The 19,809-nt window shown below is 62.9% G+C and carries 24 protein-coding genes; 8 read left to right on the forward strand and 16 right to left on the reverse strand.

The genetic code is table 11. The features are described 5' to 3' along the window. Positions 1 to 145: 145 nt before the first annotated feature. The gene (locus JWR51_RS10660) at positions 146 to 532 is read right to left on the reverse strand and encodes an acyl-CoA thioesterase (RefSeq protein ID WP_299747191.1); all 387 of its coding nucleotides are present in this window, start codon (positions 530 to 532) and stop codon (positions 146 to 148) included. Positions 533 to 558: 26 nt separating this feature from the next. Then, positions 559 to 1,158 carry a thymidine kinase gene (locus JWR51_RS10665; RefSeq protein WP_299747193.1) on the reverse strand — a complete coding sequence of 200 codons (600 nt, stop codon included), beginning with the start codon at positions 1,156 to 1,158 and terminating at the stop codon, positions 559 to 561. A gap of 375 nt (positions 1,159 to 1,533) precedes the next feature. Between JWR51_RS10665 and JWR51_RS10670 the strand changes: the two genes are divergently transcribed. Both JWR51_RS10670 and JWR51_RS10675 read left to right on the forward strand, forming a co-directional pair. Next, a complete protein-coding gene (locus JWR51_RS10670) occupies positions 1,534 to 1,923 on the forward strand; it encodes a DUF2147 domain-containing protein (protein WP_299747195.1) in 390 nt (129 codons plus the stop codon). Further along, entirely contained in the window at positions 1,920 to 2,315 is a 396-nt protein-coding gene (locus JWR51_RS10675; protein WP_299747197.1) for a DUF2147 domain-containing protein, read from the forward strand. The genes JWR51_RS10670 and JWR51_RS10675 overlap by 4 nt, the downstream gene beginning before the upstream one ends. Here JWR51_RS10675 and JWR51_RS10680 read toward each other — a convergent pair. The 3 genes from JWR51_RS10680 to JWR51_RS10690 form a co-directional block, all read right to left on the reverse strand. Further along, positions 2,303 to 3,208, reverse strand: coding sequence for a DMT family transporter (locus JWR51_RS10680; protein WP_299747199.1), 906 nt, complete (start codon positions 3,206 to 3,208; stop codon positions 2,303 to 2,305). The two genes, JWR51_RS10675 and JWR51_RS10680, sit on opposite strands and share 13 nt — an antisense overlap. 159 nt (positions 3,209 to 3,367) lie before the next feature. Further along, positions 3,368 to 4,600, reverse strand: a complete 1,233-nt coding sequence (locus tag JWR51_RS10685; protein ID WP_299747201.1) for an aminotransferase class V-fold PLP-dependent enzyme — start codon at positions 4,598 to 4,600, stop codon at positions 3,368 to 3,370. A gap of 185 nt (positions 4,601 to 4,785) precedes the next feature. Continuing rightward, positions 4,786 to 5,475, reverse strand: coding sequence for a Spy/CpxP family protein refolding chaperone (locus tag JWR51_RS10690; protein ID WP_299747203.1), 690 nt, complete (start codon positions 5,473 to 5,475; stop codon positions 4,786 to 4,788). Positions 5,476 to 5,606: 131 nt separating this feature from the next. On the opposite strand from JWR51_RS10690, the gene JWR51_RS10695 reads away from it, so the two are divergent. Next, positions 5,607 to 5,993, forward strand: a complete 387-nt coding sequence (locus JWR51_RS10695) for a GNAT family N-acetyltransferase (protein WP_299747205.1) — start codon at positions 5,607 to 5,609, stop codon at positions 5,991 to 5,993. Between the two features lie 152 nt (positions 5,994 to 6,145). Next, a complete protein-coding gene (locus JWR51_RS10700; RefSeq protein WP_299747207.1) occupies positions 6,146 to 7,201 on the forward strand; it encodes an HD domain-containing phosphohydrolase in 1,056 nt (351 codons plus the stop codon). Here the strand turns inward: JWR51_RS10700 and JWR51_RS10705 are convergent. The 4 genes from JWR51_RS10705 to JWR51_RS10720 form a co-directional block, all read right to left on the reverse strand. After that, the gene (locus JWR51_RS10705; protein WP_299747209.1) at positions 7,198 to 7,557 is read right to left on the reverse strand and encodes a response regulator; all 360 of its coding nucleotides are present in this window, start codon (positions 7,555 to 7,557) and stop codon (positions 7,198 to 7,200) included. The two genes, JWR51_RS10700 and JWR51_RS10705, sit on opposite strands and share 4 nt — an antisense overlap. A 141-nt stretch (positions 7,558 to 7,698) precedes the next feature. Next, the gene (locus JWR51_RS10710; protein ID WP_299747211.1) at positions 7,699 to 8,166 is read right to left on the reverse strand and encodes a MucR family transcriptional regulator; all 468 of its coding nucleotides are present in this window, start codon (positions 8,164 to 8,166) and stop codon (positions 7,699 to 7,701) included. A 176-nt stretch (positions 8,167 to 8,342) separates the two neighbouring features. Further along, positions 8,343 to 8,771 (reverse strand): CBS domain-containing protein, encoded by a 429-nt coding sequence (locus tag JWR51_RS10715; protein WP_299747213.1) that lies wholly within the window; start codon positions 8,769 to 8,771, stop codon positions 8,343 to 8,345. A 155-nt stretch (positions 8,772 to 8,926) separates the two neighbouring features. Continuing rightward, positions 8,927 to 9,226: a hypothetical protein gene (locus tag JWR51_RS10720; protein WP_299747214.1), complete on the reverse strand. Its 300-nt coding sequence runs from the start codon at positions 9,224 to 9,226 to the stop codon at positions 8,927 to 8,929. A gap of 158 nt (positions 9,227 to 9,384) precedes the next feature. Between JWR51_RS10720 and JWR51_RS10725 the strand changes: the two genes are divergently transcribed. Next, the gene (locus JWR51_RS10725; RefSeq protein WP_299747216.1) at positions 9,385 to 9,798 is read left to right on the forward strand and encodes a DUF4864 domain-containing protein; all 414 of its coding nucleotides are present in this window, start codon (positions 9,385 to 9,387) and stop codon (positions 9,796 to 9,798) included. Between the two features lie 168 nt (positions 9,799 to 9,966). Here JWR51_RS10725 and JWR51_RS10730 read toward each other — a convergent pair whose 3' ends face one another. Continuing rightward, a complete protein-coding gene (locus JWR51_RS10730) occupies positions 9,967 to 10,191 on the reverse strand; it encodes a hypothetical protein (RefSeq protein ID WP_299747218.1) in 225 nt (74 codons plus the stop codon). A gap of 151 nt (positions 10,192 to 10,342) precedes the next feature. Here JWR51_RS10730 and JWR51_RS10735 point away from each other — a divergent pair, with 151 nt between their 5' ends. Next, complete coding sequence (locus JWR51_RS10735) at positions 10,343 to 11,401, forward strand: LacI family DNA-binding transcriptional regulator (RefSeq protein WP_299747220.1); 1,059 nt, start codon at positions 10,343 to 10,345, stop codon at positions 11,399 to 11,401. 60 nt (positions 11,402 to 11,461) lie between these two features. Continuing rightward, complete coding sequence (locus JWR51_RS10740) at positions 11,462 to 12,664, forward strand: pyridoxal phosphate-dependent aminotransferase (RefSeq protein ID WP_299747222.1); 1,203 nt, start codon at positions 11,462 to 11,464, stop codon at positions 12,662 to 12,664. Positions 12,665 to 12,802: 138 nt separating this feature from the next. Here JWR51_RS10740 and JWR51_RS10745 read toward each other — a convergent pair whose 3' ends face one another. Beyond that, complete coding sequence (locus tag JWR51_RS10745) at positions 12,803 to 13,177, reverse strand: cupin domain-containing protein (protein WP_299747223.1); 375 nt, start codon at positions 13,175 to 13,177, stop codon at positions 12,803 to 12,805. A gap of 89 nt (positions 13,178 to 13,266) precedes the next feature. Between JWR51_RS10745 and JWR51_RS10750 the strand changes: the two genes are divergently transcribed. Continuing rightward, complete coding sequence (locus tag JWR51_RS10750; protein WP_299747225.1) at positions 13,267 to 13,725, forward strand: MarR family transcriptional regulator; 459 nt, start codon at positions 13,267 to 13,269, stop codon at positions 13,723 to 13,725. A gap of 75 nt (positions 13,726 to 13,800) precedes the next feature. On the opposite strand, the gene JWR51_RS10755 is transcribed toward JWR51_RS10750, so the two are convergent. The 5 genes from JWR51_RS10755 to trxB all read right to left on the reverse strand — a co-directional run bounded on the left by JWR51_RS10755 (position 13,801) and on the right by trxB (position 19,664). Next, the gene (locus tag JWR51_RS10755; RefSeq protein WP_299747227.1) at positions 13,801 to 14,928 is read right to left on the reverse strand and encodes a hypothetical protein; all 1,128 of its coding nucleotides are present in this window, start codon (positions 14,926 to 14,928) and stop codon (positions 13,801 to 13,803) included. Positions 14,929 to 16,359: 1,431 nt separating this feature from the next. Beyond that, positions 16,360 to 16,866 carry a hypothetical protein gene (locus tag JWR51_RS10760; RefSeq protein ID WP_299747229.1) on the reverse strand — a complete coding sequence of 169 codons (507 nt, stop codon included), beginning with the start codon at positions 16,864 to 16,866 and terminating at the stop codon, positions 16,360 to 16,362. Between the two features lie 67 nt (positions 16,867 to 16,933). Beyond that, positions 16,934 to 17,638, reverse strand: a complete 705-nt coding sequence (locus JWR51_RS10765; protein WP_299747230.1) for an HAD family hydrolase — start codon at positions 17,636 to 17,638, stop codon at positions 16,934 to 16,936. 148 nt (positions 17,639 to 17,786) lie between these two features. Then, positions 17,787 to 18,680 carry a LysR family transcriptional regulator gene (locus JWR51_RS10770; protein WP_299747232.1) on the reverse strand — a complete coding sequence of 298 codons (894 nt, stop codon included), beginning with the start codon at positions 18,678 to 18,680 and terminating at the stop codon, positions 17,787 to 17,789. Between the two features lie 33 nt (positions 18,681 to 18,713). Further along, positions 18,714 to 19,664 (reverse strand): thioredoxin-disulfide reductase, encoded by a 951-nt coding sequence (trxB, locus tag JWR51_RS10775; RefSeq protein WP_299747233.1) that lies wholly within the window; start codon positions 19,662 to 19,664, stop codon positions 18,714 to 18,716. Positions 19,665 to 19,809 lie beyond the last annotated feature (145 nt).

A 19,809-nucleotide genomic window follows, 5' to 3' on the forward strand; every position in this document is an offset into this window, starting at 1 on the left:
GGGGCGACATGGTGGCTTTTACAACATGAACAAACTGAACGCGGCCTGAACGGATTCGTTCAGGCATCGATCGACGCTGGCCTGCAAATGCGGGTTCTCTGTGTCAAGCGCACAGGAAGACCCCGAAGGGCGAGGTGAAGAGGGCCTAGGCGTCGATCTTGCGCTTCATGCCATGATCGTCGAGCGCGACGTAGACGAAGCGGGCTTCGGTGACCTTGACGCGGTCGCCGAGGCGATTGCGGCGGGCCCAGGCTTCCATGCTGACGGTGATGGAGGTGGTGCCGACGCGTTCAACGGTGGTGTAGACGCAGAGCACGTCGCCGACCTTCACCGGCGAGATGAAGGTCATGCCCTCGACCGCCACGGTGACGGTGCGGCCCTTGGTGCGCTCGTGGGCGGCGATAGAGCCGGCAATATCCATCTGGCTCATCACCCAGCCGCCGAAAATGTCGCCGGCCGGATTGGTATCGGCAGGCATGGCAAGGGTGCGGATGGTGAGGTCGCCCTTGGGTTCGGTGGCCGAGCGGTCCATGAGGTTGCCTTTTGCTATGGGTTGGATCAGTGCTCGGGGCCGGTCACCGGCCAGTGGCCGATGGCTTCTTCCCAATGCTTGCGACAGAGCGAGACATAGTCCGATTTTTCGGCCGACACTTGGCTACCCTCGGTCAGCACACGGCCATTGGCATCCCGGCGCACCACCATAGTGGCTTTGGCGCCGCAGAAACAGATGGTGCGCACTTCGCGCAGCGAGTCGGCGATGGCCAGCAACTCGGACGAGCCGGCGAACAGATTGCCCTGGAAATCGGTGCGCAGGCCGAAGCACATGACTGGAATGCCCAACCGATCGGCGACGCGCGCCAGTTGCCAGACATGGGCGCGGGTCAGGCATTGCGCCTCGTCGACGAAGACGCAATCGACCTTGGATTCCTCGGCGTGGTCGCGGATGGACACAAACAGGTCATCCTCATCGGCGTAAAGCTCGGCGGCTTCGGAGATATCGAGGCGCGAGTGGATGAGGCCAGGCCCGCCGCCCGCATAGGCGGCGCAGGTATAGAGCAGGGCGCGCATGCCGCGTTCGCGATAATTATAGGCGGCCTGCAGCAGCAGCGTGGACTTGCCCGCATTCATCGTCGAATAGGAAAAGTAGAGCTTGGCCATGGCTGCGCAGTCGCGTGGTTTGTTCGCCTCGTTGTGCCGCAGCGGCAAGCTTTGCGCGAGCGCAAACACCATTGGTCCACATAAAAAGCGGCCGCCCCGAAAGGCGGCCCAGATGCCGATTAGGGTCGGCTCGAGCCAGGCTGGCGGCCCGGGCTCATACAAAAAGCCGGGCGCGGCGTTGGGGAAACGCGGGGCCGGGCGGTTCGGGCCGAATGGGGTAAGGCCGGAACGAGGCGACCCTATGAGGGGCCCATGACAGGGCAATGACGGGCGTGTGACTGTGGACAAGGTGCGTGGAACCGCCTTGTTCAGCCCGCATTCAGCTTGCTGATTGCAGGCTGAATACCGTTTCGGGTTCGCGTTCAGGAGATTTCCATGCGGGGTTTTGGTACGGCGATCGTCGCGGTGGGACTGGCGGCGGCAAGCGTGATGCCGGCTTGGGCCTCGCCCAATGGCGTGTGGGAACTGGAGACGCGCGATACGCGCATCGCGCTACAGTTGTGCGGCGACGGCACCAAGCTGTGCGGCACGCTGGTCTGGCTGTCCGATGCCGATTACAACGAGCAGTACAAGAAATATCTCAATACGCCGGTGACCACGGGCATGTCTGCGGCAGGCAATGGCAAGTGGAAGGGCAAGCTGCGACTGCTGGGATACGATATGTCGGGCAGCATCACCCAGCAGAGCGAGGATCACATGACGCTCTCGGGCTGCGCGCTCCTCGTGGTGTGCAAGACCTACCAGATGTATCGACACGACCAATGAGCGTCCGTCGGGTTCTCCGCAGTGCAGTCGCGCTGGTCGCTTTGGCGGTCACGTCCGCTGCCTTTGCGGCCTCGCCGGTGGGCACCTGGGAAATCGAGATGCGCGACTCCCGCTATCAGGTGGAGATGTGCGGCGACGGCACGCAACTTTGCGGCACGCTGATCTGGCTGGGCAATGGCGCGGACAATGCGACGAACCTGCCCTATCTCAATACGCTGCTGATCGACCATGCGCGGGCCGTGGGGCCGAACGAGTGGAAGGGCGACCTGCACCTGTTTGGGCAATCGGCGGACGGGACGATCACGCAGGTCGGCGACAATGAAATTGAGCTGCAAGGCTGCGTGGCGCTGGTGATCTGCAAGACGTACCGGCTGCATCGCTATGCGGAATGAGCCTCGGTTGAGGGTGTTCGGCGCGCATTGAGCGCCGGCACGATTTCCACCAGAAATATCGCCACCAGGATCAATCCCGCGCCCGCATAGCCGATGGCGGGCAGCCGTTCGCCGAGCAGGATGGCGCCACCGAGGGCTGCGAACAGGCTTTCGGACGACAGCACGATGGCGGCATTGGCGGGAGGCACATATTGCTGGCCGACGGCCTGGAAGGTGAAGGCGATGGCGGTGGAGAAAATGCCCGCATAGGCGATTTCCATCCAGCCGTTCATGACGCCATCGAAACTGGGCGTTTCGAGGATGAAGGCCAAGACCAGGCCGACGGAGCCGGCGGCGAGGAAGCTGATGCAGGAAATCAGGATCGGCTGGCCGGTGGTGCGCGCGATGTGGCCGAGCATCAGCACATGGCAGGCCCAGAACAGGGCGCTGATGATAATCCAGAGGTCGCCGCCATTGAGGCGGTCGAGCCCGCCGCCATTGAGATAATAGATGCCGATGAGTGCCATGGGCATGCCAACCCAGACGATGGGGTGGGGCCAGATGCGGAAGGCAATCAGCGCGATGGCGGGCACGAACAGCACGTAGAGGCTGGTGAGGAAGCCCCCATTGGTGACGGTGGTGGTGAGCAAGCCCACCTGCTGTAGCCAGGAGCCGATGAAGAAGGCCAGCGACATGAGGCCGATGAACAGCCAGTGGTTGCGCGTCAGGTGGACGGCCTGGCGACGGCGCTCGAACAGGGCGACGGGCAGGATGACCAAGCCGCCGAGCAGGTAGCGCAGGCCGATAAAGGTCAGCGGGCCCATCGATTCCATGGCCGATTTTTGCACCACGAAAGCGAAGCCCCAGAGCATGGTGCAGAACAGGAGCAGGGCAATGGCGGCGGGACGGGGCATGGGGACTTTCTGGGGTGATCTGGTGTTTGCGGCAAGAACCCCTCATCCGCCCTTCGGGCACCTTCTCCCACAAGGGGAGAAGGGACGGAGCCGAGAGTTCTCAGTCGTCGCCCTTCTCCCCTCGTGGGAGAAGGTGGCGCGTAGCGCCGGATGAGGGGGCTACTTCAGTTCCGCATCCAGCGCGACAATCAACTGCTGAATTTCCTCGGGCGTGGTGTAGTGCACAAAGGAGAGGCGCAGGACGCCGTGGGTGGGGTCGATGCCGAGGGCCTGGAGCAGGCGATAGGCGTAGAAGTGGCCGCCGCCGGCCATGACGCCGTGCTTGGCCAGGCGTGCGGCGACGGCAGAGCCGGGCTCGTCGAGCGCAAGGGCGATGGTGGGCGCGCGCAGGGCCGGATCATCGGGGCCGATGAGGCGGACGGAGTTCCTGCCGCGCAGGTAATCCAGCAGGGGCGCGGCGAGGGCGATTTCCTGGGCGCGCATGGCGTGATGGGCGCGGCGGAAGGCGTTTTCGCCCGGCGCGGTGGGACCGGCAATTTCGGCGACGGCTTCGAGATAATCGACGATGCCTGAGGCGGCGGCGATCTGGGCGTGGTCGGGACCGGCGGGGGTCAGGCGGTAGCGCGGCTTGTCGTCGTTGAAGAAATGGCCCTGGTTGGGCAGTTCCATCGCCAGCGACGGGCGCACGGCCATGACGCCCTGATGGGGGCCGTAGACCTTATAGGCGGAGAAAATATAGATATCGACGCCGAGCGCGGCGAGGTCGGGCAGGCCATGCGGGGCGTAGCTGACGCCGTCGATCACGGTCACGGCGCCGATGGATTTGGCGCGGGCGGCGATCTCTGCGATGGGGTTGATTTCACCGGCGACGTTGGAGCAGTGGGTCGCGGCGATGAGGCGGACCTTGGCGTCGAGCAGATTGTCGAGCGCGGCGAGGGAGAGGCGGCCGGTCTGCGGATCAACCTGCCATTCGCGCACTTCGATGCCGCGGGCGGCGAGGCGGCGCCAGGCTCCGGAATTGGCTTCGTGATCCTGATTGGTGACGACGATGGCGTCGCCGGGGTTGAGCCAGGCGCCGAAAGCGTTGGCCAATATGTAGGTGTTGGCGGAGGCGGAGGGGCCGAAATGGATCCAGTCGGCGGTGACGTTCAGCGCTTGCGCCAGGCGGGTGAAGCTGAGGTCCATCGCCGCGCCGGCTTCCTGGGAAGCGGGGTAATGGCCGTAGGGCTGCACCTTGGTGGCGCGAACGTAATGGTCCAGCTTGTCCATCACCTGGCGCGACATGTAGGAGCCGCCGGCATTTTCGAAGAAGGCCTGGCCTTGCAGGGACGGTTCGGCAAAAGCGGGGAAATGCGCGCGAATGCGGGCCGGGTCGAGGGGCAGGGCGGTCATGAGGTGATCCAGTCAGCGGGGTGGCCGATTGGTAGATCATCGAGGGGGCCGGTGCAACATGGGGACAGGCCCCGGCTCGTTGGAGCCAAGGCCTGCAGGGCGCCAGGGTATCTTGGGGGCAATCCTGGTGCCGAATATCGGCCCGATGCCTGAGGGTGCGGGCACGGGCCGAACTGGGTGTGGGGTTAGCTCTTGAGCGGAGCCGTCTCTTCAGCGGGAGCCGGAGGGGCGCCGGGGGCATCGAGCTGGCCGGGCATTGGGCGCTTGCCATGGTGGCCCATGGGGCCTTGGCCCTGCTGGCCCATCGGGCCTTGGTGACGCTGGCCCTGCCAGCCGGTGCGCTCTTCGCGCTGCGGCATCAACTGGGCTTTCTGTTCGTCGGTGAGGCTGGCGATGAAGGCCTGGAACGACGGCTGGACGGCGGTCAGGGCGGCGACATGGGCCTGTTCGAGCGCGATGCGCTGATCGAGACGGGCGACGATGTCGGGGCGTTGGCGGGGAGCGCCAGCGGCCGGCGCATCGGGGCGATTGGCCTCGACGACCTTGGTGAAATCGGCCTGGGCGGCAAGCGCGTCGGTCTTGAAGCTTTCGAGCAGCGTCTTCTGTTCGTCGGTCAAATCGATGGCATGGGTCAGGCGGACCAGGGCAATTTCGAGCCGCTCGCTATCGCGACCGAAGGCGAGCAGGCCGCCGAGACCGGCGCCATCGCGGTTCGGCCGCATGGTGTTGCCCTGGTTATTGCCGCCCCAGCCCTGATGCTGCATGTGTTGCTGAAAGCGTGGCTGGGCCTGCTGGGCCATAGCGGGGGCTGCGGCGGCGAGGCCGACACTGACTGTCATCAATGCCACAATGGCGGTCGCGGAGATCGTCTTCATGGGTTTGTCCTTTGCATGGGAGCCGTTTGGAGCGGCGTGAGGACAATCTAGACCGCGCCACCTGTGCGCGACCTTGCGGCCAGGTGAACAGTTGGACAGACTGGTAATGTTCGAGCCGGAAAGGATTGGATTTGATCGATATTATTAACGATCCGTTTCCAGCGGACGCGGCGATGCGGGCGCTGTGGCTGGCGGCATGGGGCGATGCCGGGCCGGCCAGTTTCCAACCGATCCTGCAGCGCAGCCTAGCGCATGTCGGGGCGTATGACGGCGAGCGCCTGGTAGGCTTCGTCAATGTCGCCTGGGATGGGGGCATTCATGCCTTCATCCTCGATACCTGCGTCGATCGGGCGTATCGGCGGCAGGGGATAGCGACGCGGCTGGTGCAGGCGGCGACGGAGGCGGCGCGGGCGCGCGGGGCGCAATGGCTGCATGTCGATTTCGAGCCTCATCTGGAGGCGTTCTATCGCGGTTGCGGGTTTCGCGAGACGGCAGCGGGGCTGATGGCGCTGGCCTGAGGCGACCTTCCCGGTTCCGGTAGGAAATTGCCAGATACAACGGAAACTATTGATGGCGCTCAAGGAAATTTAACGGAACTGTGTTGGTCTCGTCTCCGAGGGCATGGGTACACTGAACAGGTGGCCCGCCGACGGGAAAGCCGAAAATTGACATGCTGCTGCTGACTGACCGCGAGGTCCATGGCCAAAGACTGTCGCGCGACCTCGCGCTGATCCTGCCCTGTACTGTAGTGCCGGTGCAGCAGGCCGGCGCCCAGCTCGCCACCGCGCGGGTCATCGTTTGCGATGTTGCGCTGAACGAGCCGAGCGCCGTGGGTCTGTTGCGCGCGGCGCTCGACCGTCATCGCCGGCCCGGCATTCCACTGATCTGCCTGTTGCGGGAGCAGACGCACCATCTGGTCACCCAGGCCAAGGCGCTCGACGCCACCGACATCCTGCCGCTCGATACGCCGCGGGCGCAATTGCTCAACACCATCGCCCAGCGGGCCGGGTGGAATGCAGGGGAGGGCGCCACGACGCCGCGGCGGATTGCCAGCGCGGGCGCGCAGAAGGCCGCGGCGGCCCTGGCGGAGATGATGCTGGCCGCTGAGTCGGGCACCTGGATTTCGCCCGATACGCTGGAGATCGCGTCCACGGCCATTATCGATGCCATCGCCAGGGTGGAAATCGAGGCCTGGCTCGACGTGGTCTGGGCCTATGACCAGGTGACCTATCAGCACTGCCTGCTGGTGGCGGGGCTGGCGGCGTTCCTGTCGCTCAAGCTGGGTTTTAGCGCGGCGGACCGCAAGCACCTGACCGAGGCGGCGCTGCTGCACGATATCGGTAAGGCCCGCGTGCCGCTGGAGATTCTCAACAAGCCCGGCCGGTTGACCGATGCGGAAATGGAGATCATGCGGACGCATGCGCCGATCGGTTTCGAGCTGTTGGCCAAGCAGGGCGGCTTCGGCGGCGAGCTGCTATCGGTGGTGCGGCACCATCACGAATATCTGGATGGCTCGGGCTATCCCGATGGCTTGCAGGCCAACGAGATTATCGATCTCGTGCGGCTGACCACGATCTGCGACATCTATGCGGCGCTGATCGAGCGGCGCGCCTACAAATCGCCGATGCCGGCCGAACAGGCCTTCGGGATCATGTGGGACATGGGCGGCAAGCTGGATGCCGACCTGCTTGGCGCATTTCAGAAGCTGATCGCGCACAAGCCCTAATGGGCGGCGAGGGCCAGCAGGGTGGCGGCCACGCGGTCGGGATTGTAGGGCTTGGCGAAGAACTGGCTTTCGAGCGGTAGGTCGAGATCGGCGGCCTTGCGGTGGCCGGAGGTGTAGACGATCTTGATCGGTGGCCAGCGATCGCGCACCATGGCTGCGAGTTTTACGCCGTCGACACCGCCGGGCATGTCGATATCGGTGAACATCACCTGCACGTCGGGATGCTGGATTAGCGTTTCGATAGCGCGGGTGGCGTTTTCGGCTTCGACCACCACGAAACCGCGCTGCTCGAGCGCATCCACTATGTCCATGCGCAGCAGGACTTCGTCTTCGACGACCAGAACTTTAACGGCCATTGGCCTCGCCTCCATGCCCCTTCTGGGACAGGATGCGCATTTTTAGCCGAATTCGTCGCTATTTGATGAACGGCTAGAACAACGATAGCGCCGGGGCGGCGCTATCTGGCGGAACGGTGAATTTTGAGTGCAGCGCGTGGGTTAGACGGCTGGAGGTGTCTTCTTGCCCCGTGCTGGCGCTGGTGCGGCCGCAGCTGCCGGCTTGCGGCCAAGGCCGTTGCTTTTCGCCAGGGTCGAGCGGACAGCCGCATAGTTGGGGGCGACCATCGGGTAATCGTCCGGCAGGCCCCATTTCGCGCGGTAGTCATCGGGTGTCATCTGGAAATGCGTCATCAGATGGCGCTTGAGAGATTTGAACTTCTTGCCGTCTTCCAGGCAGATGATGAAATCGGGGGTCACCGATTTCTTGATGGAGACGGCGGGCCTGAGTTCCAGCGCAGCCTCGGCGGGCGCGACCGCGCCAAGCGTCTTGAGGGCCGAGTGGACACTCGAAATCAGCGCTGGCAGATCGTGGGTGCTGATCGGATTGTGGCTGACATAGGCGCTGACGATTTCGCCAGTAAAGACTACTAAGTCGCTGGCGTCATTAGCCGTTTCGTCGCTCGTCATCAAATCGAACCCTGAACCCGTGTGCTGCCCCTACGAATAGCGGATTTATAGAAACTGTCCACCGAAACTTTAGCCCCGCTAAAATGTCAACTTATGCTGACCATCCTTAGCAAATCTTTACGTCTGGAGCCTTCTCCGGCGTGAGTCGCACGGCGACGACTGTTTGGGTTGCTTGTCTAGGAGGCGATGTATTCCCGTAGGGCGTTGGCCTCCTGTTCGACTTCTTCGATCTTGAACTTGACCACGTCGCCGATGGAGACGATGCCGACCAGAGTGTTGCCGTCGACGATGGGCATGTGGCGGATGCGGAAATTGGTCATGCGCTCCATGACTTCGTCGATGGGGGTCACCAGAGTGCCGGTGACGACGCCGCGCACCATGCAATCGGCGATGCGCAAGTTCAACGTGTTGGCCGGATCTGTGCCGAGGCGGCGTACGATATCGCGTTCGGACAGAATGCCGATGATGGCGCCGCCGGCCGCAGTGATGACTACGGCGCCGATATTGTGCTGGTTGAGCATGGCGACGGCATCGGCCAGGGTGCCGGTTTCGGGCAGGGTGTGCACCAGCACGCCCTTGGTTTGAAGGATATTTTCGACAAGCATCGTGACGTCCTCCTCATTGCGGCGATTGCGCGATTTTCGCCTAGTGTGAGCCTCGATCCGGCGCGGAGCAATAGGGAGAAGGTCTGAGAGCGCCGGGGCAAAAAAAGGGCCGGCACGAGGCCGACCCAGGGGGACGTCAGTCAGAACTATGGAGGTCAGCCCTCGCCGTTACCGGGGGTCCAGTTGAGGCGAGAGGGCCGGCGGGGTTTGGAATCCACCGGCAGGGTGCCACGCATCGCAGTGCGCGTCACTTCGAACAGCAATGCCAGAACGAGCAGGGTCAGCGGAATCATGAACACCGCAACCTGGGTGTCCGCATTCTGCGCCAGGCTGGATGCGGTTGCGGGGGTAATGCCCGCCGCCAGCGCTGCGGCCGCGCCCACACCCACGAGGGCGGTGGAGACGATCGCGTAGAGCCTGAAACTTTTCCGCTTGGAAGACGTAGATTTGTGCATGGGATCGTCGTCTTTGCTCAGAGTGGCAATGATGACGAGTAGACGCTGCGAATGCGCGCAGAGTTTGGGTCGATCTGGGTCAAGCGCGTACCATTTGACGGCAGAACTGTGGCGCCGGGCGTCAACGCCGCGGCGTTCCAACGCAATTGGAGGCTGGAATGCGCATCATAATGGCATTGGCTTTGCTGCTGGCACTGGTCTTTCCGGCGGAGGCCCAAGAGAGCGACGCACCGTGGCAGGCGACGGTGACCGGGCAGATCGAGGCGTTTCGGGCCGGCGATGGCGTGGCGGCGCTAAACTTCGCCGCGGCGGGGTTCAAGGCGCAGTTCAGCGATCCGAACGTGTTCATCAAGGCGATTGCGGCGTCTGGCTATGGGCCGATCGTGGCCTCGCGCTCGCACAGTTTTGGGGATTTCACCAAGGTCAGCGACACGGTGGTGATGCAGGTAGTCAGACTGGTTGGGCCGGACCAGGGGCTGTATGAGGCGCTGTATCAGCTGGTGGACGAGCCCGATGTCGGTTGGCGAGTGCAGGGCGTGGTGCTGAAAAAGGAAGCCGGCATCGGCGTCTAGGTTCATTGATCTTCAGGTGATGCCGGTCTGCGAACGGCGGTTATCTGCGCTTCCGGTGCTCACGTACTAAAGTACGCTCCGCTCCGGTTCTCGATAACCACCGCTCTCGACTCGGCCTGACCTGAAGCTCAACGAACCTACAGTGGCCGTGGAAGGAATATTCCTTGATCATGCGCAAGACTGCGTGGCGCAATTGTTTGCTGCCGCAGGGCGATGGATGAGGCGCTGGCGCAAGGTGGATGCCAGGGTGACGAGGCCGAAGACGTGTTCGCCGCTGCGTGGGTTCACATGCGGGGTTGCTGGAACGTCGACGGCATGCTGGTTGCGGGGGTCGCCCCAGATTTCGGTGTAGAGGTCCTTTGAGAAATAGGTGGTCGGGATGGTGGTCATCATTTCAAACTCCTGAATTGGATCGGTTCAATTTGTGAATGCATGCTTGCTTGGATCGGTTCAAATTTACACCCATATCAGCATGAGTCAAGCACATTTTGAACCGGTACAATTTTTGTGCTAGGAACGTGGTTTAGTGACTTAAGGCGGACTGATGGCAAGCAGGGCGACAGTGAAACTGGCGGACGTAGCGCGGGAGGCGGGGGTGTCGAAGGGCACCGCGTCCAATGTGTTTAGCCGGCCCGAAGTGGTTCGCGACGAGGTGCGCGAGCATGTGTTGGCGACCGCCAAGGCCATGGGTTATGGCGGGCCGAGCGTGCAGGGGCGGTTGTTGCGGGCGGGCAAGGTCAATGCTATCGGGGTCGCGGCCGTCGAGCCAATGGCATATTTTTTCGAGGATCCGTGGGCGCGAGCGCTGATGGCCGAGATTTCGGCGGTGTGCGACGCCAGCGGCACCGGCATGGCGCTGGTCTCGGCCAAGAACCAGCAGAAGCTGGTGTGGAATATTCAAAGCGCGCTGGTGGATGGGTTCATCCTGCTCTGCGTCGAGGGCGGCGAGAAGCTGGTGGAACTGACACGGGAACGGCATTTGCCGTTCGTGGCGCTGGCGCTGGGCGTGGATGACAAGTCTATTCCGACTATCGGGATCGACAATATTGCCGGGGCCAGCATGGCGGCGCGGCATCTGGCGGAACTGGGGCATCGGCGCTTTGCGGTGCTGGGGACAGAGTTTTCCGAGGGCGGCGCGGGGCTGTTAACGGATGAGCAGGTGCGCAGCGCCACGTTTTCCACGTCGCGCGATCGGGCCATTGGGTATTGGCGGATGTTGGCGGAATTTGGCGTCGCGCCCGAATCCGTGCCGGTTTATGAAACGCAGGATGTGGCCAGCATAAGGGCGGCGGTCGCGGCGATTTTTGCGGCGCCTGAGCCACCCACGGCGATCCTGGCGATGTCGGATCGGGTAGCGCTGGTGGCGATGGAATGGCTGGCTGAGCAAGGCCTGCGGGTGCCGGAGGATGTGTCGATCGTGGGGTTCGATGGCGTCAAGGAAGCGGAACTGTCTGAGCCGCCGCTGACCACGATCGTGCAGCCACTGGCCGAAATTGCGCGTCAGGCGGTGCAGGCGATTTTGCAGGACGCGGTGCCGGTGGAGCGGCAGAGCATTCCGCTCACACTGGCGGTGCGGGCGAGTACGGCCAAGCCCAAGGGTTAGGCTTGCCCGGCGGGCGTTGAGCCTCTATCAATCCTCGCGATTTCCGGGAGGGTTTTTTGCATGGGTTTCTTGTCCGAGGCTTTGGGACGCGTGGCGCCGTCGGCGACGGTGGCGATCAGCCAGAAGGCGCGCGACATGGCGCGGGCCGGGCGCGATATTATCGCGCTATCGGCGGGCGAGCCCGATTTCGACACCCCGCTCAATGTGCGCGAAGCCGCTATCCGCGCGATGAACGAAGGCAAGACGCGCTATACCAATGTGGATGGCATTCCCGAGCTCAAGGAAGCCGTGGCGGCCAAGTTTCGGCGCGATAACGGGTTGAACGTGACGGCGGCGGATTGCTTTGTGGCCTCGGGCGGCAAGCAGGTGATTTTCAACGCGCTGATGGCGACGCTCAATCCGGGCGATGAAGTCATCGTGCCGGTGCCCTATTGGGTCAGTTATCCCGAAATCGTGCGGCTGTGCGGGGCAGAGCCGGTATTCGCGGTGGCCGATGCGTCGACCGGGTTCAAGCTGAAGCCGGACGTGCTGGAAGCGGCGATCACGCCAGCGACCAAGTGGCTGATCCTCAATACGCCATCCAACCCGACCGGCGCGGCCTATACGGCGGCCGAGTTGCGCGGGCTGGCGGATGTGCTGTTGCGCCATCCGCATGTGCATATTTTGACCGACGATATCTATGAAGTGCTGGTCTATGACGGCGGCAAGTTCGCTACCATTGCTGGGGTGGAGCCGGCTTTGCAGCCGCGCACGCTGACGATGAATGGCGTCTCCAAATCGCATGCGATGACCGGGTGGCGCATTGGCTATTGCACCGGACCGCGCGAGCTTTTGGCCGCGATGGTCAAGCTGCAGAGCCAGTCGACCACCAATCCGTCCTCGATCGCGCAGTGGGCGGCGGTGGAAGCGCTGAACGGCCCGCAGGAATTCTTGGCCGATTGGCGCAAGGTGTTCCAGGGACGGCGCGACCTGGTGGTGGCTGGGCTCAATGCCAATACGGGGCTCGATTGCCTGACGCCCGAAGGGGCGTTTTATGTGTTCCCGTCGTGCCAGCGGCTCTTGGGCAAGACCTCGGCTGGGGGCACGAAGCTGGTGACCGACGAGGATTTCGTGCTGGCGCTGCTGGAGGAAACCGGCGTGGCGCTAGTGCACGGCGCAGCGTTTGGTCTGCCGGGGCATTTCCGGCTGAGCTATGCGGCGGCCAATAGCAAGCTGGAAGATGCGGTGGCACGCATCCAGGGGTTCTGCGCGGGGATAGCGTAAGGACCCCTCACCCTGCTTGCACCGCTGAACGCGTCGCAGTCGTCACCCCTCTCCCGCATGGGGAGAGGGGTGACGACTGCGATCCCTCAGGTCATCCCCTTCTCCCCTTGAGAAGGTGCCCGAAGGGCAGGTGAGGGGTTAGACCGCCCAGGGCGGCGTGAACGGCGTTTGGCCCGGCAGGATGGCCTGGCCGCCGACGGGGAAAACCACAACGGCCTCGAAGGGCATGTCGCCGGGATTGTCGAGACCAAAGTCGGTGTGTGGCGGCACGATCAAGGTGTCGCCGGGGGATAGGGTGAGTACCTCGTCGCCGAGGCGGATGCTGGCGCTGCCAGCGAGGCAGACGAAGATTTCCTCGCGGGTCAATTGGTGGGTGGTGCCGACACCGCTGGGTGCGAGGGAGACTTTCCAGACGGCGGTATCGCTGGCGTCGCGCGTAGGAGAGGCGAGGCCGGTGAAGGTGACGCCCGGGATGGTGAATTGCGGGGCGGTGGCGGCGGTGATCAGGGGCATGGGGTTCCTCGTGGCGTGGGCGCGTGTGACTGTGCAAGTGTCGCGCATTGTGGTATCGTCAAGTAACTTGACTACATGGACTCGGTGAATTGGTCAAGCAACTTGACGAAAAAACGACGTCGGACCTGATCGATCACGTCGGCTGGCGGCTGTGGCGGCTCAGCCGGCAGTGGAAGGACGAATTCGAGGCCGCCATGACCGCGGCGGGGCATGGCTGGATGACGCAGGCGCAGGGCGCTGTCGTGGGGCAATTGCGCGCCGCTGGGGTGCCGCAGGCGGAATTGGCCCGGCAACTGGGGATTTCCAAGCAGGCGGTGCAGCAGTTCGTCGATGCGCTGGAGGCGGACGGGTTTGTGCTGCGCGTAGTCGATCCGGCGGACAAGCGCGGTCGTATTGTGCAGCTCACGCCCAAGGGGGCGCAGGCGCTGGATGACGGCAATCGGATCAAGCAGGAGATCGAGGCGCGCTATCGCGCGGCGGTTGGGGCTGAGCGGTTTGCCGATTTCATGGCGGTGTTGGACGCGCTGTTCGAGGACCCCTCACCCTGATCCTTCTGCTGAACGCAGAATGATCTGTCCCTCTCCCACAAGGGGAGAGGGGTGACTGCTGAGAGTGACGGCTGCTTACTTGCTGAACCAGCTCGTGAAATTAGTCGCATTACCCGATGAGGCGTCGCCGAACATTTCGGTGAGCTTGGAGGTGGTGGCAAAGCTGTTGACGGCCGCCTGGTAGAATTGGTCGCTCCAGCCCAGGGCTTGGCGCTCTTCGGCGCTCATGGAGGAATAGATACCGATGACGTTCTGGCTGAAGGCGGTGGGGTCGCTGCTTTTGGCCGCGTTCTGATAACCGGCGATCAGGGCGGCGCCGCCCTTGCTGCGCAGAATCGCATTGGCGGCGGTGACTTCTTCGTCCGAAAACTCATCGTCCTGGTTGAGCACGATGGCCGAGAGCGAGCGGGAATCGAAGCTCGACAGGTCGATAAAGGTCCCAACCTTGGTGTTCTTGTTGAAGGTCGGCACTTTGCCATTGGCCAGCGCCGCGTCGTATTTCTTGTCGATGGCGATGCGCACGTCGCTGGCCACGTCCTTGATGTCGCGTGGGCCGGAGGCCTCGCCGGCTTCCTGCAGGGCCAGGTAGAGCGCCACCGGATCGTCGTCGCCGGCATCGGGCAGGGTCTTGGGATCGGTAGCCAACTGCTTGAGGCCGTCGGTCAGCGCAGCGCGGGCGGCGACGGTCTTGGGATCGGCGCGCTCCTCAGGGCCAAGGCTATCGAGATAGGCGGCGGCGGCCTGGTAGAGGCCGGTGTAATTGCCCGTGACCTTGGTGATGGCGGCGGGACCGGCCAGAGCCGCGTCGAAGCGGCGCTGCATTTCAAGGCCAGCGGCCTTCTTCTCATCGTCGGTGAAGGCCGTTTTGTCGGTGCTGTTGGCCATGGCGTAGAGCTCGCGCGCATCGAGGCTGCTCATGTCGAGGGCCAACTTGCCGCCTTGCAGCGGCGTGGTGCGCTTGGCGTCCGTCAGCAGCGCCGTCATCTTTTGGCGCACCTCGGTCAGGACCGTGGCCAAGTTTTTGGCCTCGAGCGCCGCCTTGGCGGCGGCGGAGAACTCGACCGTGGCGGCGGGAGTGTCGTCCGTAGCGGTCGCCGCTGCGGGCGTGACAGCAGTGGTGGTGCTGGCGGTCTTGCTGGCGGCCGCGGCCGCTGTCGAATTGGTATAGGCCGTGGCTGAATAGGCAGTGGTGAGGGCGACCATGACGGGGCTCCTGGCAAGGTTAACCAAACCTATGCAAGCAGCGTGCCGCCCGCGAACCCCTGGAAACCCTAGGATTTTTAAGGACCGGCAACGCGTTAGGCGGCAAAAACTGCCGGAGCGGCGGCAAGAATGACTGGAAATGAAAAGGCCCCGCCCGAGGGGATGGGCAGGGCCAGGGGTCGTAGGCCGAAGCCTCTGACCTTGGAGATGCGGTCACCACGACAGACCGCGTTCTGGCGACTATCTGCCCGCGTGGGCTCATGCACAAACGCACAATGGGCAAGTCAGCCATGCAAAATTGGCGATACCAAAAAACATAGGGACAAAAAAAGAGGCTCCATCCGAAGATGGAGCCTGATGATAGGGCCGAAGCCAAATCGAAAGTAATGGCCCTGCGCAAGGGAGGAGGATATGCGCCGGACCGGGTGGGCCTAAGCCGAGGGAGGAGGATACGACTTAAACCCGGTGTCGCGTAAAGCCGGCCCGAGGGAGGAGGATACGGAGGGCTTCGCAGCGACAGGTGTATGTATATATTTTGACCGGATGGTCAGCAATGCGGATGCTGGTATAGGAGCCATGCACTTTCAGCTGCGACAAAATGTATTTCGGTATTCAGGTGAGGCTGGCCTGCAAGGAACAGTATTCTGCGCTTCCGGTGCTCACGTACCTGAATGTACGCTCCGCGCTGGTTCTCGAATACCGTCCCTTTCGGCTCAGCCTGACCTGAATTCCTTCATACATTGCGCGTCTGCAAAGAAGGAAAGTCAGAACGAAAAAAAAGGCCCCATCCGAGGATGGGGCCTGACGATCGGCTGAGCCGATCAAAAGTGGGGCAGAGAGCAAGGGAGGAGGATATGCGCTCTGCCATTGAACCTGGATCGAGGGAGGAGGATACGATCCAAATTCGGTGTCGCGATACAGAAGACCGAGGGAGGAGGATACGGTGTTCGTCTCAGCGACAATGTGAATATGCGCCCTCCGACATGAATGCACAATTAACAAGCTGACATGTGTGCCATGCGCACACCGCAGGCATTTGCTCAGGGTATGGGCAAAAAAAATATGGCCCCGCTCGAGGGGAGAGCGAGGCCATATCGATGCGAAGCAAGCCTCGCAAGGAGGGACCGCAGCAGGAGCAAGGGAGGAAGGCCCCGCTGTGTCCCGGCGATATAGGCCTGTGCAGCGTGCCTCACAATTAGGCAGGGCGTATGCCAGCCATGCGTGAGGCGCGGGTGAGCGGGAATTGTCGTTTGAAATCAAAGAGCCGCCAGGCGAGCGAAGGCGGGTTAGACTATTGGCTAAGATGAGGGGCTGGCGGAATTTGCCCTGACAGAGGCAATGGGCGGCAGAGCTGCCCTGAAACGACCTGTCCGCCGCCCTCGCGATGAGGTCGTGCGGGTGGCGAACGGCGCGGATTGATTCGTTAAGGCTTTATTTATCCTGGTCCGAGAAAGCGGCGGCCAGGGTGGTGGTAAAGCGCTGGCCGTCGATCTGGTCGATGTCATCGAGCTGATAGAAGCGGTCGGTGCCGGTGGTCTGCTTGAGCTGCAACGTGTCGGTATAGTTGGCCGACGGATCGGCGTTGAAGGTGTAATTGATAGCGACGCTGGCGGCGGTCGCGTCGTCGGTGAGGGTCACGGCGCCCACGGTGCAGCTATCGGCGAAATCAGGATAGCTGCGCCAGGGCAGGCCATCGCCGAGCGGCGGCTTGTCGCCGGGATGCTGGCTCTCGAATTCGGAATTGCGGGTTTCGGCGATGGTTATGGCTTCCACTAGCGCCGGCGTCAGCAGGCCCGCTTCGATCTGGCTCATGTCATCGGCGAGGGTGCCGATGCAGAAGACGTCGCCGACCTGATCGGGGCTGAAGGTCAGCGTTGCCGCCTGGGCGCTGGTGATGCCGGTGGCAAGCAGGAGAATGAGTGCGGCGGGAAGGTTCATGATTGGCCCCGGATGCGTGTGCTATCGCGGATATGGAGCAAGGCGGGTGAACCGGCGCTGAATGCGGTCAGTCCAGCGTCTCGAAGGCGGCGATGGCGGCTGGCAATTGGCCTAGATGGGCGATGCGGGCATAGCGGGGGTTGTTCGCCGGCTCCTCGGCATGCTCGAACGACCAGGTCAGGTCGTGCGGCACATAGACGCCGAAGCCGCCGGTGGCGAGGGCGGGCAGCACATCGGATTTGAGCGAATTGCCCACCATCAGCGTGCGATCTGGGCCATCGGCGTGCTGGGTGAAGATGCGGCGGTAGACGGCCTCGGTCTTGTCGGAGACGATCTCGACCGCGGCAAAATATTCGGCGAGGCCGGAGGCGGCCAGTTTGCGCTCCTGGTCGAACAGATCGCCCTTGGTGACGAGAATCAGCCGGTAGCGGTCCTGGAGTTCGCCCAACGCCTGGTCGACATAGGGCAGGGTCTCGACCGGGTGGGTCAGCAGTTCGCGGCCGGCGGCGAGGATTTCGGCGATGACGGTGCCGGGCACGCGATGCTCGGTGACCTCGAGGGCGGTTTCGATCATCGAGAGGGTGAAGCCCTTGATGCCGAAGCCGTAGGTGGCCAAGTTCCGCACCTCGGCGGCCAGCAGGCGTTCGCCAAGGCCCTCGCCATCGGCGTGATCCTTGAGCAGGGCGGTGAAGCGCTGCTCGGTCAGGCGGAAGAATTGCTCGTTCTGCCAGAGCGTGTCGTCGGCGTCGAAGGCGATGGTGGTGATGGGCATGGGTGGACTCTGTGGCACGCCCTCGTGGTTCGAGGCTCGCGAAGGGCTCGCACCTCACCATGAGGGCTACTTTAGAAATCGAGACCCCAGTAGCCTCATGGTGAGGTGGGAGCGAAGCGACCCTCGAACCACGAGGCGTGCCGGAATGCTAAAAGCTCCACTCGCGGGCTTTGCCGACGAGGAAGTCGCGGAAGACGCCGACGCGCTTCGAGTTTTTCAGGGCCGGCGGGTACACGAAATAGGCTTCGTATTCGGGGATGCTGATTTCGGCCAGCACCTGCACCAGGCCATCCTCTTTCTCGGTCACATAGGCGGGCAGCATGGCGATGCCAATGCCGGCACGGGCTGCCTGCATCATGCCATAGACGGCGTTGACCTTGAGGACGGCACGGCGCGGGCTGTTGTCGGCGCGGCCGACCCGCTCAAGAAAGTTGATATCGCCGAGGTAGGACGGCACCGGTTCGCCGAAGCTGATGATGCGGTGGTTGTCGAGGTCCTCGACATTCTTGGGCATGCCGTATTCGGTGATATAGTTCTGCGAGGCATAGAAATAATTGTGCACGGTGAACAGCTTGCGCTGGATCATCTCGGACTGGTTGGGGCGATGCAGGCGGATGGCCACGTCGGCCTCGCGCATCGCCAGATCGAGTTCACCGTCGTTGAGGCGGATTTCGAGCTGAATCAGCGGATAAAGCTTGAGGAATTCGTCGAGGCGCGAACTCAGCCAGGTCGAGCCGATACCCACGGTGGTGGTGACAATCAGCGGGCCCGTCGGGACGTCCTGACTTTCGGACATCTGGGTTTCGACCTGTTGCAGCTCCCAGTGCATGCGGTGGGCGGTGCGGAACAATTGCTCGCCCACCTCGGTCAGCACCAGGCCGCGGGCATGGCGGATGAAGAGCTTGAGCCCCAGATCATCTTCCAGCGCTGAGATCTGCCGGCTGACCGCCGACTGGCTCATGCCGAGCTTTTCGGCGGCGTGCGTGAAACTACCCGACTCGGCGGCGGTATGAAAAATCCGGAGCTTGTCCCAGTCGAGCATTTCTTTATGACGCCTTCTTTTTTACTTGGCAGGCTACTCCGCTGCCTCGGCTAACTCATGTTCGGCCAGATATCGTTCGGCGTCGAGGGCTGCCATGCAGCCCATGCCGGCGGCGGTGACGGCCTGACGATAGATATCGTCAGTGACGTCACCGGCGGCGAAAACGCCCGGGATATTGGTTTCACAGGTGCCCGGCTTGACCTGAAGGTAGCCTCCCGCCTTCATGTCGAGCTTACCAGCAAAGATCGATGTGGCCGGAACATGGCCGATGGCGACGAATACCCCGTCGATCTTCTGCTCATAGGTCCGGTTGGTTGACAGATCACGAAGGGTGATCGCGTTGACCGATGGCGGCATGGCCGAGCCGCCGATTTCGGCAACCTCGGTGTTCCAGCGCACTTCGATCTTGGGATTCTTGAACAGGCGATCCTGCAGGATGCGCTCGGCGCGGAACTCGCCGCGACGGTGCACGACGATGACCTTGCTGGCGAAATTGGTGAGGAACAGCGCTTCCTCGACCGCCGTATTGCCGCCGCCGACCACGACCACTTCCTTGTTGCGATAGAAGAAGCCATCGCAGGTGGCGCAGGCGGAAACGCCAAAGCCCTGAAACTTCTGTTCGCTCGGCAGGCCCAGCCATTTGGCCTGGGCGCCGGTGGCGATGATGATGGAATCTGCGGTGTAGATATCCCCGCTATCCCCGGTGAGCACGAAGGGGCGGCGGTCGAAATCGATCGACACGATCAGGTCGCTGACCATGCGGGTGCCGACATGAATGGCCTGCGCCTTCATCTGATCCATCAGCCAGGGGCCTTGAACCACATCGGCAAAGCCGGGGTAGTTTTCGACATCGGTGGTGATGGTGAGTTGGCCACCGGGCTGCATGCCCTGGATCATCACGGGCTCAAGCATGGCACGCGCCGCGTAGATGGCGGCGGTGTAGCCGGCAGGGCCGGACCCGATGATGATGACTTTCGCGTGCATCGACGCTCTCCGAATTTCCACGAAAAACTCCCTCGGCCCTAGATTAAGGGCGCGAGGGTCATAGTTTCAAGGCCAAGTGTTTGCCCGCGACATCGCGGACGGCGCTATGCACCGAAATGTCACACCCATATGAGCAAATGCTCAA

It is taken from the genome of Devosia sp., from assembly GCF_028290625.1.
GTDB lineage: Bacteria > Pseudomonadota > Alphaproteobacteria > Rhizobiales > Devosiaceae > Devosia.

Excerpts from the sequence above, each read along its gene's own strand:
- JWR51_RS10660 (WP_299747191.1), bottom strand. The coding sequence starts at position 532 with ATGGACCGCTCGGCCACCGAACCCAAGGGCGACCTCACCATCCGCACC.
- JWR51_RS10665 (WP_299747193.1), bottom strand. The coding sequence starts at position 1,158 with ATGGCCAAGCTCTACTTTTCCTATTCGACGATGAATGCGGGCAAGTCC.
- JWR51_RS10670 (WP_299747195.1), top strand. The coding sequence starts at position 1,534 with ATGCGGGGTTTTGGTACGGCGATCGTCGCGGTGGGACTGGCGGCGGCA.
- JWR51_RS10675 (WP_299747197.1), top strand. The coding sequence starts at position 1,920 with ATGAGCGTCCGTCGGGTTCTCCGCAGTGCAGTCGCGCTGGTCGCTTTG.
- JWR51_RS10680 (WP_299747199.1), bottom strand. The coding sequence starts at position 3,208 with ATGCCCCGTCCCGCCGCCATTGCCCTGCTCCTGTTCTGCACCATGCTC.
- JWR51_RS10685 (WP_299747201.1), bottom strand. The coding sequence starts at position 4,600 with ATGACCGCCCTGCCCCTCGACCCGGCCCGCATTCGCGCGCATTTCCCC.
- JWR51_RS10690 (WP_299747203.1), bottom strand. The coding sequence starts at position 5,475 with ATGAAGACGATCTCCGCGACCGCCATTGTGGCATTGATGACAGTCAGT.
- JWR51_RS10700 (WP_299747207.1), top strand. The coding sequence starts at position 6,146 with ATGCTGCTGCTGACTGACCGCGAGGTCCATGGCCAAAGACTGTCGCGC.
- JWR51_RS10705 (WP_299747209.1), bottom strand. The coding sequence starts at position 7,557 with ATGGCCGTTAAAGTTCTGGTCGTCGAAGACGAAGTCCTGCTGCGCATG.
- JWR51_RS10710 (WP_299747211.1), bottom strand. The coding sequence starts at position 8,166 with ATGACGAGCGACGAAACGGCTAATGACGCCAGCGACTTAGTAGTCTTT.
- JWR51_RS10715 (WP_299747213.1), bottom strand. The coding sequence starts at position 8,771 with ATGCTTGTCGAAAATATCCTTCAAACCAAGGGCGTGCTGGTGCACACC.
- JWR51_RS10720 (WP_299747214.1), bottom strand. The coding sequence starts at position 9,226 with ATGCACAAATCTACGTCTTCCAAGCGGAAAAGTTTCAGGCTCTACGCG.
- JWR51_RS10725 (WP_299747216.1), top strand. The coding sequence starts at position 9,385 with ATGCGCATCATAATGGCATTGGCTTTGCTGCTGGCACTGGTCTTTCCG.
- JWR51_RS10730 (WP_299747218.1), bottom strand. The coding sequence starts at position 10,191 with ATGATGACCACCATCCCGACCACCTATTTCTCAAAGGACCTCTACACC.
- JWR51_RS10735 (WP_299747220.1), top strand. The coding sequence starts at position 10,343 with ATGGCAAGCAGGGCGACAGTGAAACTGGCGGACGTAGCGCGGGAGGCG.
- JWR51_RS10740 (WP_299747222.1), top strand. The coding sequence starts at position 11,462 with ATGGGTTTCTTGTCCGAGGCTTTGGGACGCGTGGCGCCGTCGGCGACG.
- JWR51_RS10745 (WP_299747223.1), bottom strand. The coding sequence starts at position 13,177 with ATGCCCCTGATCACCGCCGCCACCGCCCCGCAATTCACCATCCCGGGC.
- JWR51_RS10755 (WP_299747227.1), bottom strand. The coding sequence starts at position 14,928 with ATGGTCGCCCTCACCACTGCCTATTCAGCCACGGCCTATACCAATTCG.
- JWR51_RS10760 (WP_299747229.1), bottom strand. The coding sequence starts at position 16,866 with ATGAACCTTCCCGCCGCACTCATTCTCCTGCTTGCCACCGGCATCACC.
- JWR51_RS10765 (WP_299747230.1), bottom strand. The coding sequence starts at position 17,638 with ATGCCCATCACCACCATCGCCTTCGACGCCGACGACACGCTCTGGCAG.
- JWR51_RS10770 (WP_299747232.1), bottom strand. The coding sequence starts at position 18,680 with ATGCTCGACTGGGACAAGCTCCGGATTTTTCATACCGCCGCCGAGTCG.
- trxB (WP_299747233.1), bottom strand. The coding sequence starts at position 19,664 with ATGCACGCGAAAGTCATCATCATCGGGTCCGGCCCTGCCGGCTACACC.